This window comes from Pseudomonas sp. WHRI 8519, from assembly GCF_040224055.2.
Classification (GTDB): Bacteria; Pseudomonadota; Gammaproteobacteria; order Pseudomonadales; family Pseudomonadaceae; genus Aquipseudomonas; species Aquipseudomonas putida_X.
The window spans coordinates 5908807-5919924 of the sequence record NZ_CP167996.1 but is presented as its reverse complement, the minus strand read 5'-3'; the positions used below and the strand labels follow the sequence as shown (position 1 = coordinate 5919924).

Annotated in this window: 12 protein-coding genes and 1 pseudogene; 12 read left to right on the top strand and 1 reads right to left on the bottom strand. The window is 63.1% G+C overall.

All coding sequences use genetic code 11. The features are described from left to right. The first annotated feature begins 84 nt into the window (after positions 1-84). The 5 genes from ABRP30_RS27130 (at position 85) to ABRP30_RS27110 (ending at position 4328) form a co-directional block, all read left to right on the top strand. The gene (locus ABRP30_RS27130; RefSeq protein WP_241805699.1) at positions 85-426 is read left to right on the top strand and encodes a tryptophan synthase subunit beta; all 342 of its coding nucleotides are present in this window, start codon (positions 85-87) and stop codon (positions 424-426) included. Between the two features lie 217 nt (positions 427-643). Further along, positions 644-1543 (top strand): TauD/TfdA family dioxygenase, encoded by a 900-nt coding sequence (locus ABRP30_RS27125; protein ID WP_349976026.1) that lies wholly within the window; start codon positions 644-646, stop codon positions 1541-1543. A gap of 17 nt (positions 1544-1560) precedes the next feature. Then, the gene (locus tag ABRP30_RS27120) at positions 1561-2580 is read left to right on the top strand and encodes an ABC transporter substrate-binding protein (protein ID WP_267819609.1); all 1020 of its coding nucleotides are present in this window, start codon (positions 1561-1563) and stop codon (positions 2578-2580) included. 6 nt (positions 2581-2586) lie between these two features. Continuing rightward, the gene (locus ABRP30_RS27115; RefSeq protein WP_267819608.1) at positions 2587-3450 is read left to right on the top strand and encodes an ABC transporter ATP-binding protein; all 864 of its coding nucleotides are present in this window, start codon (positions 2587-2589) and stop codon (positions 3448-3450) included. A 14-nt stretch (positions 3451-3464) separates the two neighbouring features. Beyond that, entirely contained in the window at positions 3465-4328 is an 864-nt protein-coding gene (locus tag ABRP30_RS27110; protein WP_349976025.1) for an ABC transporter permease, read from the top strand. A gap of 13 nt (positions 4329-4341) precedes the next feature. On the opposite strand, the gene ABRP30_RS27105 is transcribed toward ABRP30_RS27110, so the two are convergent. Further along, positions 4342-4899 carry a WYL domain-containing protein gene (locus ABRP30_RS27105; protein WP_267819603.1) on the bottom strand — a complete coding sequence of 186 codons (558 nt, stop codon included), beginning with the start codon at positions 4897-4899 and terminating at the stop codon, positions 4342-4344. A 206-nt stretch (positions 4900-5105) separates the two neighbouring features. On the opposite strand from ABRP30_RS27105, the gene ABRP30_RS27100 reads away from it, so the two are divergent. The 7 genes and pseudogenes from ABRP30_RS27100 to ABRP30_RS27070 all read left to right on the top strand — a co-directional run. Then, positions 5106-5903: a tetratricopeptide repeat protein gene (locus ABRP30_RS27100; RefSeq protein WP_349976024.1), complete on the top strand. Its 798-nt coding sequence runs from the start codon at positions 5106-5108 to the stop codon at positions 5901-5903. Between the two features lie 102 nt (positions 5904-6005). After that, positions 6006-6458 carry a MarR family transcriptional regulator gene (locus tag ABRP30_RS27095; RefSeq protein ID WP_349976023.1) on the top strand — a complete coding sequence of 151 codons (453 nt, stop codon included), beginning with the start codon at positions 6006-6008 and terminating at the stop codon, positions 6456-6458. After that, positions 6455-8542: an FUSC family protein gene (locus ABRP30_RS27090; protein ID WP_349976022.1), complete on the top strand. Its 2088-nt coding sequence runs from the start codon at positions 6455-6457 to the stop codon at positions 8540-8542. Before ABRP30_RS27095 ends, ABRP30_RS27090 begins: the two co-directional genes overlap by 4 nt. Beyond that, positions 8539-8751, top strand: coding sequence for a DUF1656 domain-containing protein (locus ABRP30_RS27085; protein WP_209862598.1), 213 nt, complete (start codon positions 8539-8541; stop codon positions 8749-8751). The genes ABRP30_RS27090 and ABRP30_RS27085 overlap by 4 nt, the downstream gene beginning before the upstream one ends. Next, positions 8748-9623 (top strand): HlyD family secretion protein, encoded by an 876-nt coding sequence (locus ABRP30_RS27080; RefSeq protein WP_241805469.1) that lies wholly within the window; start codon positions 8748-8750, stop codon positions 9621-9623. The genes ABRP30_RS27085 and ABRP30_RS27080 overlap by 4 nt, the downstream gene beginning before the upstream one ends. Beyond that, entirely contained in the window at positions 9620-11038 is a 1419-nt protein-coding gene (locus ABRP30_RS27075) for an efflux transporter outer membrane subunit (RefSeq protein ID WP_349976021.1), read from the top strand. The genes ABRP30_RS27080 and ABRP30_RS27075 overlap by 4 nt, the downstream gene beginning before the upstream one ends. Further along, positions 11014-11118 (top strand): annotated as a pseudogene (locus ABRP30_RS27070) (hypothetical protein); the annotation flags it as partial. The gene ABRP30_RS27075 and the pseudogene ABRP30_RS27070, both read left to right, overlap by 25 nt.

Sequence of the window (11118 nt, the reverse complement as noted above, 5' to 3'; positions counted from 1 at the left end):
TTCTGCGCCGGGCTGTCATGCCCGATGAACTTTGCCTATGCTGCTGACTACCAACAAGGAACCATCGTGACGAGGGATGACGCCATGTTCTACGTGCAACGCGACGCCGAGGGCCAGTTGCTGCGGGTAGAAGCTGCACCTTATGCCGAACACACGGAGATCCTCCCAGCAGATCATGCCGAGATTCAGGAGTGGTTTGCTGACGATGTCGTCGAAAATAGCCTCAAGCAGCTGAAACAGAGCGACTTGGACATGATTCGGGTGCTTGAGGACTTGATCGAGGTGCTCACTGCCAAAGGTGTCTTCAGCATCACCGACCTGCCGCCTGGCGCCCAAGCCAAGCTGCTCAGTCGCTCCACCGCGCGAAAGGCGCTCGGCAGCTTGAACAACCTGATCGAAGAGGAGGAGGAGGGCGGGCTGATTTAATCCTCCGTGCTTGTCTGCTTGGCCGGCAGACAACTGCCCTCTCATATCGTTATTCCTTAAAGGTATTTAAAATATTATTTTAATTACCTTATAGTCACTCCACTGCGTACCCGTCGACCAATCGATGCGCCGCACGACTTGAACCCACACGGGTAAACCCCCGTGCGTTTCTGATCGTTGCGCGTCATTGAAGTCGCGCACTGCGTGGGAGTGAAAAATGTCCGCCGCCTCGAACGCCTTGCCGTCCAACCACAGCGCTCAGCCGCAAACCTTTGAAATCCGCCCGTTCTCGGGTGCCGTTGGCGCCGAGATCATCGGCCTGGACCTGACTAAACCGGTCAACGCCGAGGACTTCAGCCTCATTCATCGCGCCCACCTCGACCACCACGTACTGGTGCTGCGCGACCAGCGCATCAGCCCTGAACAGCAGATCGCTTTCAGCCGCCGTTTCGGGCAACTGCAGATCCATGTGCTGAAGCAGTTTCTGCTCACAGGCCACCCCGAGATACTGATCGTCTCCAACATCATCGAGAACGGCCAAAACATCGGCCTGGGCGATGCCGGCAAGTTCTGGCATTCAGACCTCTCATACAAAGCGCTCCCCAGCCTGGGGTCCATGCTGCATGCCCAAGAGTTGCCCAGCGAAGGTGGCGACACCCTGTTCGCCGACATGCACAAAGCCTGGGACGCGGTACCTCAAGCACTGCGCAAGCAGGTCGAGGGCCGCAGCGCCGCTCACTCCTACACCGCCCGTTATGCCGAGACCAAGTTCGCAGGCAACTGGCGCCCGACCCTTAGCGCCGAGCAGCTTGCACAGGTGCAGGAAGTGATCCATCCGGTGGTGCGTACCCACCCGGAAAACGGCCGCAAGGCCCTGTTCGTCAGCGAAGGGTTCACTACCCGGATCATCGGCCTGCCGGATGATGAAAGCCGCGATGTGTTGCAGCAGCTTTATGCCCTGAGCGTGCTCGAACAGAACATCTACCGCCACCAGTGGCAGCCACACGACCTGGTGTTCTGGGACAACCGCTCGCTGATCCACCTTGCCACAGGCTGCCCGGCCCACCTGCGGCGCAAGCTTTTCCGCACCACCATCCAGGGCGATGCCCCGTTCTGACGACTGAGGAAACCATCATGCGCAAATCCATCAGCCGCCTGGCGGCAAGTATCAGCCTGGGCGCAAGCCTGGTCGTGGGCAGCCTTGCGGCCCCCACCCTGGCCCATGCCGAAGGCAAGATCCGCATCGCCGAGCAGTTCGGCATCGTCTATCTGCTGCTCAATGTGGTGCGTGACCAACAACTGATTGAAAAGCACGGCAAGGAGCAGGGCATCGACATCGATGTCGACTGGGCCCAGCTATCCGGGGGGGCTGCGATCAACGACGCGCTGTTGTCCGGCTCGGTGGACATCGCCGGTGCCGGCGTTGGGCCATTGCTGACCGTATGGGATCGCACCAAAGGCCGGCAGAACGTCAAAGCAGTGGCCTCGCTGGGCAATTTCCCGTACTACTTGGTCAGCAGCAACCCGAACGTGAAGACCATCGCCGACATTTCCGATAAGGACCGCATTGCCGTGCCGGCCGTGGGCGTGTCGGTACAATCACGCTTGCTGCAGTACGCCGCTGCCCAGCAGTGGGGCGACACGCAATACAACCGCCTCGACAAGTACACCCTGGCCGTACCGCACCCAGATGCCACCGCCGCGTTGCTCGCTGGCGGCACCGAGCTCAATGGGCACTTCTCCAACCCGCCGTTCCAGGACCAGGTGTTGGCCAACAAGGACGTGCACGTGGTGCTCAACAGCTATGACCTGCTCGGCCCCAACTCGCCGACCTTGCTGTTTGCCACCGAGAAATTCCGCAACGACAACCCCAAGACTTACAAGGCGTTCGTCGATGCCCTGGCCGAGGCTGCGGACTTTGCCCAGAAGGACAAGGCGGCGGCTGCCGATACCTATATCCGCGTCACCAAGGCCAAGATTGATCGCGATGTGCTGATCAAGCTGATCGACAACCCCCAGTACGAGTTCACGGTAACCCCGAAGAACACCTACAAGCTGGCCGAGTTTCTCTACCGGGTAGGCGCCATCAAGCACAAGCCAGAGTCGTGGAAGGACTATTTCTTCCAGGATGAACGCCCACTGCAGGGGAGCTGATCGACCATGACCGCCCCATTGCCAGGCCACACGGCCAGCAACCTTAGCCGTGTGGCCACACCGCCCTTGCTCAAGGTGGATAACCTGAGCCTCGAATACCGTACTGCGCAGCGCGTGGTGCGGGCCACCCATCAGGTCAGCTTCGAAGTCGACCGTGCCGACCGCTTTGTCTTGCTGGGCCCCTCGGGGTGTGGCAAGTCCACGTTGCTCAAGGCCGTGGCCGGGTTCATCAGCCCGCAACAAGGGCAGATCCTGCTGCAGGGCCAGCCGGTCAACGGCCCTGGCCCCGATCGCATCGTGGTGTTCCAAGAGTTCGACCAGCTGCCGCCGTGGAAGACGGTGAAGCAGAACGTCATGTTCCCGCTGCTCGTTTCCGGCCAGCTCAAGCGAGCCGAGGCCGAAGAGCGCGCGTTGCATTACCTCGACAAGGTTGGCCTGGCGGCGTTTGCCGACGCTTATCCGCATACCCTGTCGGGCGGCATGAAAGCACGCGTGGCAATTGCCCGTGCACTGGCCACGCAACCGAAGGTCCTGTTGATGGACGAACCGTTCGCCGCGCTCGATGCGCTGACCCGGCGCAAGATGCAGGAAGAGCTGCTGCTGCTGTGGGAGGAAGTGCGCTTCACCCTGTTGTTCGTCACCCATTCCATCGAAGAGGCGCTGGTAGTGGGCAACCGCATTCTGTTGCTGTCACCTCATCCGGGGCGGGTGCGGGCCGAGGTGCACAGCCATCAGTATGATCTCGGCAGCCTCGGCGCCAGTGACTTCCAGGCCAGCGCCCGGCGCATCCATCGGCTGTTGTTCGACGAGGCCGATGCCCCCGGGCCGGCCGAAGAGCTGGGTTTCAACGACATCCGCATCGCCTACTGACAGGAGCTTGAGCCATGACCACTACACCTGTACGACAGGAATACGAGGTGCAGCTCGAGCCGCTGCTCAGTGTGCCTCTGGAACGCAACCTGCCGCTGGCGCAACGCTTGTGGCAGCACGGCTGGTTACGCAAGGCGGTGATCCTGGTGGTGATCGCAGCATTGTGGGAGGCCATTGCCCGCTACCAAGGCAACGACCTGCTGCTGCCGAGCTTCTTGCAGACTACCGCAGCGCTGTGGGACGGCCTGCTCAGCGGTGAGCTGCCGGCCAAAGTCGGCGTGTCGCTGGTGATCCTGCTCAAGGGGTACGTGCTGGGTATCGTGCTGGCGTTCGGTCTTACCAGCCTGGCGGTATCCACCCAGTTGGGCCGTGACTTGCTCGGTACCTTGACCTCAATGTTCAACCCGCTGCCGGCGATTGCCCTGCTGCCTCTGGCTTTGTTGTGGTTCGGCCTGGGCGACAACAGCCTGATCTTCGTGCTGGTGCATTCAGTGCTCTGGGCGCTGGCGCTCAATACCTACGCAGGCTTTCTGGGGGTGTCGGAGACGTTGCGCATGGCGGGGCGCAACTATGGCCTAAAGGGGCTACGGTTGGTGCTGCACATCCTGGTGCCCGCGGCACTGCCGTCGATCCTGTCGGGGCTGAAGATCGGCTGGGCCTTTGCCTGGCGCACGTTGATCGCCGCCGAGCTGGTGTTCGGTGCCAGCAGCGGCAAGGGCGGGCTGGGCTGGTACATCTTCCAGAACCGCAACGAGCTGTATACCGACAAGGTTTTTGCCGGGTTGGCGGTGGTGATCCTGATCGGGCTGCTGGTCGAAGGGCTGGTATTCAATACTCTGGAACGGGCGACCGTGCGGCGCTGGGGGATGCAGCGCTGATCTGCAGTGGCCCCTAATTCTGGTACTGCGCAGCCGCCTTGCTCAGGGTCTGGGCAATCTCACTGCGCAGTTCATCCGGCTGTTCGACCTTCACGGCGTCCCCTTGGCTCAACACCCACCAGCGTAGCGCCCAGCCATCTTCCATCGTCGCCTGCAGCCGATGCCCATGCTCCAGGGCAGTCAGCTGCATGTCTGCACTCAACGGCTGATCGCGCAACTGCCGCGCCACCCTGTCGTTGACCCAGGCTTGCAGCACCAGCCCATCACCTTGCGCCGGTTGTAGCGCCTCACCGCGCAAGTAGCCCTGCAGGTCGAAATTCCCGCGCAGCTCCCCCGCAGCGTTGACCGACCAGTGCCAGCCGAACGGAATGCTCTTGTCATTGCGCTCCAGCGGAAAGATCAACGACAGCTCATTGAGGTCGCGTTCAACCGTGCGTTTACTGACGCTGAAACCCACATCGCGCAGGCGCCACACCAGTTCTGCGCTGGTAATGCCCGGGGAACGGCTGGGTAGCTGGCGCAACAGCGCCCACTGACGGCTGAGGGTGGCGCGGGTGGTGGCGAACGGCAAAAGGTAACGTCCTTGTCTAGGCTTGCCGCATCAGGATGGCGGCATTAGCGGGTCATGGCAATTAGCCACGATCCGATCAGATCAAGCAGCCGCCAATTGGTTGCCTGGCGTCGAATCGTTCGCGACAGGTTTTGACGTGACGTCGCGCAGAATCACGCCTCATCACAGCCGCAGTAAGGCCTGTGGGTCGTTCAATGAGGATGAACATGTCAGCTGTCAGCAATATCCACTCGCTGCTCGCCCGTCTTCTGCCTGAGCAGGTCATTTCCGCGCCGACCCCCGCTGGCAGGCGACAGCGGCTGTTCGCCGGGGTGGGGTTGCCCAGCCAGCGGGCGCTGCTGGTCAACCGCCTGGACGAAGCCGCGGACCTGCAAGCGGTGTATGCCGACCTGCGCCATCAAGCGCTGGCTGGCCATGTGGCGGCGCTCAATGACCTGGGTTGGGTCTGGCTCAACGGCAAGTACTGGCGTGCCGACACCGTGTTGGCTGGGCACCTGCTGCGCATGGCGGCCATGCAGGGCAATGCCGCCGCCTGGTTCAACCTGGGGCAGCAACACTACTTCGGCAAGGGCGTGGAGGTTTCCTACGCCCAGGCCGCAGAGTGTTATCGCCATGCTTTTGACCGCGGCCTGCTGCATGCCGCAGCCGCACTCGGCGATTTGTACGAAGAAGAAGTCTGCGATGCGCAACTGGGCTGGCAGGTCGATCTTGCGCAGGCTTACCAATGGTTTCTTCGTGGCGCCGAACGGGGCGAGGTGCGTTGCCGCTTCGAGGTGGGCTACCGCTTGTTGCATGGCTTGAGTGTGCAGGCCGATATCAAGGCCGCGCTGTATTGGCTGGAGCTGGCGGCGGCGACCGGGGTCATGCAGGCGGCCGAGGAGCTGGCCGTGCATTTCAGCCGTAGCGATGCGGCGCGCTATCTGGATTGGCGGGATCGGGCCGTGCAGATGGGCAGTACGCTGGCATTGGCGATGAAGTTGGAGGACCAGGTACAGCCTCGATGAACAACAATTCATGTACACCCCCCGTCGCCCGCGGTTGACGACAGGGGGAGGGCCAGGCGTATATTGATAGTTAGCAAACTATGAATATCCCTGGTTCTTTACATGACACTTGATTCACTGCGCCTGCAAGTCAGCACTGGCATGATCGTTTCCGCTCGCCATTGGCGGCGCATCTGCCATACGGCGCTGACCAGTTACGGCATTTCCGAAGCCTGCGCCGCACCTTTGCTGATGATCGTGCGCCTGGGCGATGGAGTGCACCAGGTAGCCGTGGCTCAGGCCGCGGGCCTGGAAAGCCCGTCGCTCGTGCGCCTGCTTGACCAGCTGTGCAAGGCCGGCCTGGTATGCCGTAGCGAGGATCCGCTGGACCGCCGTGCCAAGGCCCTGAGCCTGACGGGCGAGGGTCGGGCTTTGGCCGAAGCCATCGAAGCTGAGCTGGTGCGAGTCCGCCACGAAGTGCTGCAGGGCATCGATGAAGCTGACCTGCATGCCGCCTTGCGCGTGCTTCGTGCCTTCGAGGCGGCAGGCCTTGGAAGCACTGGCGGGGTGGCATGAACGGTTTCTTCAGTTCCCTACCGCCGGCCCGCGACTGGTTCTATGGTGTGCGTACCTTTGCCGCGTCGATGATCGCGTTGTACATCGCACTGCTCATGCAGCTGCCACGCCCGTACTGGGCGATGGCGACGGTCTATATCGTTTCCAGCCCGTTCGTTGGGCCTACCAGCTCCAAGGCCCTGTACCGCGCACTTGGCACGCTGCTCGGCGCTGGCGGGGCAATCTTCCTGGTACCGCCGCTGGTGCAGTCGCCATTGTTGCTGACCGTCGCGATCGCCCTGTGGACCGGCACATTGCTGTACCTCTCGCTGAACCTGCGCACCGCGAACAACTACATGCTGATGCTGGCAGGCTATACGTTGCCGATGATCGCCCTGGCGGTGGTCGACAACCCGCTGGCAGTGTTCGACGTTGCGTCTTCACGTGCTCAGGAAATCTGCCTGGGGATCGTCTGCGCCGCTGTGGTCGGCGCCATTTTTTGGCCGCGACGCCTGGCGCCTGTCGTGGTCGGCTCGACCGGCACCTGGTTCACCGAGGCGATTCGTTACAGCGATACCTACCTCGCCCGGGATATGGCTGCCGACAAAGTAGGGGGTATGCGCGGTGCCATGGTCACCACCTTCAACTCGCTGGAGTTGATGATTGGCCAGCTGGGCCATGAGGGGGCAGGCCCGCATATGGTAAAGAACGCACGCGAACTGCGTGGGCGGATGATCCACCTGTTGCCGGTCATAGACGCCCTCGACGACGCCCTGGTGGCCCTCGAAGGCCGCGCTCCTGCGCAGTTCGCCCAATTGCAGCCTGTGTTGGCCGCCGCTCGCGAATGGCTCAAGGGCACCGCCGACAGTGCCTCGGTAGCACGCTGGACCGCCTTGCATGAACAGATCGACCGCCTGCAGCCCGGAGCCGCCGCCCTCGACCAGCGTGCTGAGTTGCTGTTGTCCAATGCACTGTATCGCCTGACCGAGTGGGCCGACCTCTGGCAGGACTGCTGCACCTTGCAGCATGCCCTGCGCATGGATGACCCCAAGCCTTGGCGCGCAGTTTACCGCCACTGGCGCCTGGGCCGCCTGACGCCCTTCTTCGACCGTGGCTTGATGCTGTATTCGGTAGTTTCCACCGTGCTGGCGATCATCGTCGCCTGCGGCCTGTGGATTGGCCTGGGCTGGAACGACGGCGCCAGTGCGGTGATTCTCGCCGCCGTGTCATGCAGCTTCTTCGCCGCCATGGACGACCCCGCACCGCAGATCTACCGGTTCTTCTTCTGGACCCTGATGTCGGTCATCTTCTCCAGCCTGTACTTGTTCCTGGTGCTGCCCAACCTGCACGATTTCCCGATGCTGGTGCTGGCATTCGCCGTGCCGTTCATATGCGTCGGCACCCTGACCGTGCAGCCCCGCTTCTACCTTGGCACCTTGCTGACCATCGTCAACACCTCCACCTTCATCAGCATCCAGGGCGCCTACGACGCTGATTTCTTCACCTTCCTCAACTCCAACCTGGCAGGCCCGGCAGGGCTTCTGTTCGCGTTCATCTGGACCCTGGTGATGCGCCCCTTCGGGGTGGAACTGGCCGCCAAGCGCATGACTCGCTTCGCCTGGCGGGACATCGTCGAGATGACTGCACCGGCGACCCTGGCCGAACGTCGCCAGCTCGGCGTGCAGATGCTCGACCGCCTGATGCAGCACCTGCCGCGCCTGTCGCAGACCGGCCAGGACACTGGCGCAGCCCTGCGCGACCTGCGCGTGGGGCTGAACCTGCTCGACCTGCTGGCCTACCTGCCGCGCGCAGGCACCCAGGCCCGCGAACGCCTGCAAACGGTGATCAAGGAAGTGGGCGGCCACTACCAGGCCTGCCTGCGCGCCGGTCAGCGCCTGCATGCCCCTGCGGCGCTGCTGCGCAACATGGAGCGGGCACGCCTGGTGCTGAACCTGGATGAGCTGTACGAACGCGGCGATGCCCGCACGCACCTGCTGCATGCCCTGAGTGGCCTGCGCCTGGCATTGCTGCCGGGTGTCGAGGTGATGCTCGAGCCTGCCGAACAACCGCAACTGCCCCCCGGCCTCGACGGAGCGCCCCTGTGATCGGTGAACTGGATATCAGCGGGGTGTTCCTGCCCACGCTGCTGGTGATGATGGTCTGCACTTACGTGCTGTTTCTCGGGGTGCACGCGGTGCTGGTGCGCCTGCACTTCTACCGCCTGGTCTGGCACCGGGCGTTGTTCAACGTTGCTCTGTATGCCGTGCTGCTTGGCGCGGTGGACCATTTTTGCCGAAGCCTGATGCTGCCATGAAAAAACCTTTGCTGACCCTGGGCCGTGTGGTCCTGACCTTGCTGGTAGTGACCTTCGCCGCTGTGCTCGTGTGGCAGATGGTGGTGTACTACATGTTCGCCCCCTGGACCCGCGACGGCCATATCCGCGCCGACGTGATCCAGATCGCCCCGGATGTTTCCGGGTTGATCCAAAAGGTCGAAGTGCATGACAACCAGACCGTCAAGCGCGGCGACGTGCTGTTCACCATCGATCAGGACCGCTTCACCCTGGCGCTGCGCCAGGCCAAGGCGACCCTTGGCGAACGCCAGGAAACCCTGGCCCAGGCCTCTCGCGAAGCGCAGCGCAACCGTAAGCTGGGCAACCTGGTGGCAGCCGAGCAACTGGAAGAAAGCCAGTCCCGCGAGGCCCGTGCCCGTTCGGCGGTGAGCGAGGCCCAAGTGGCGGTCGACACCGCCCAGCTCAACCTTGACCGTTCGGTGGTGCGCAGCCCGGTGGACGGCTACCTCAACGATCGCGCGCCACGTAACCACGAATTTGTCACGGCTGGCCGCCCAGTGCTTTCGGTCGTCGACAGTGCTTCGTATCACGTCGATGGCTATTTCGAAGAGACCAAATTGGGCGGCATCCACATTGGCGATGCCGTGGACATCCGTGTGATGGGCGACAACACTCGCCTGCGTGGCCATGTGCAGAGCTTTGCCGCCGGCATCGAAGACCGCGACCGCAGCAGCGGCAGCAACCTGCTGCCCAACGTCAACCCGGCGTTCAGCTGGGTGCGCCTGGCCCAGCGGATCCCAGTACGCATCGCCTTCGATGAAGTGCCGCAAGACTTCCGCATGATCGCCGGGCGTACCGCCACGGTCTCGATCATCGAGGGCCCGCGCCCATGAAACAGCTGATCCTGGCTGGCGTTTGCCTGTCGCTTGGGGCCTGCATGATGGTCGGCCCGGACTATGAAGTGCCCAAGGATGCGGCAGTGCAGCGCAGCGACCTCAGTGGGCCACTGCGCCAGGATGCTGCCAGCGTGGTGTCGGCGCCGGTACCTGAGGACTGGTGGCAGCTGTATCAGGATCAACGCCTCAATGAGCTGGTGCGCCAGGCATTGAGTGCCAACACCGAACTGCGCGTGGCGGCGGCCAACATTGCCAAGGCCCGTGCGCAGGTCGAGGTCGCGCAGTCGCAGGGTGGCTTCAATGGCGGCATCAAGGCCGGCGCCCAGCGCTTGCAGGAGTCTGGCGAGGCGTTCCTGCTGACCGAGAAGGTGCCAGTGGCCAACATCGGCGAGGCGATCATCAGTGCCTCCTACCAGTTTGACCTCTGGGGCACCTTCAAGCGCGGCACCGAAGCCGCCAAAGCCAATGCCGACGCTGTGCAGGCCGCCGCCGATACTGCCCGCATCACGCTGGTGGCCGATGTGGTCAAGGCTTACACCCAGGTGTGTTCGGCCAACGAGGAATACCACATCGCCCGTGAGTCGCTCGATCTGCAGCAGCAGAGCGTGCAGCTCAACCAGCGCCTGCGTGATGCTGGCCGGGGTGACGAAACCCAGGTCACCCGCTCGCAGACCCAGTTCAAATCGCTGCGCGCAGAGTTGCCGCGCTTCAAGGCCGAGCGGGAAACTGGCTTGTATACGTTGGCTGCGCTGCTGGCCAAGCCTGTGGAGCAACTGCCGGCCGGCACTGCCGATTGTGCCGAGCTGCCACATCTGAACCAGCTGTTGCCGGTCGGTGATGGCGCCGCGCTGCTCAAGCGCCGCCCCGACGTGCGCCAGGCCGAACGCCAGTTGGCGGCGTCTACAGCGAATATCGGCGTGGCCACGGGCGCGCTGTATCCCGACATCAGCATCGGCGCCCAGGTCGGTACCATCGGTATTCTCGAAAACCTGGGGGAGCCTGCAACCAACCGTTGGGGCTTCGGCCCGCAGATCAGCTGGAGCATCCCCACCAACGGTACCCGTGCGCGCATTCGCATGGCCGAGGCCTCGACCCAGGCGGCGCTGGCGCATTTCGACGGCGTGGTGCTCAACGCCATTCGCGAAACTCAGACCCGCCTGGCCCAGTACAGCGCCTTGCTCGACCGGCGTGATGCGCTGGCCGAGGCGGAAAAATCGGCGAAAGAAGCGGCGGACCAGACGCACCGGTATTACCAGGCGGGGCGTGAGTCATTCCTGGCGGACTTGCAGGCGACACGGACGTATACCGATATGCGTGCGCAGCTGGCTGCGGCCAACAGCCAGGTAGCCATGGGGCAGATCGGGGTGTTCCTGGCGTTGGGCGGTGGGTGGAAGGATACCGCCAAGCCTTGAGGCCCCATCGCCGGCAAGCCGGCCACAGGAATTGCACTGAACCTGAGGGCAGCGCTTTACCTGTTGGAGCCAGGTGGCGA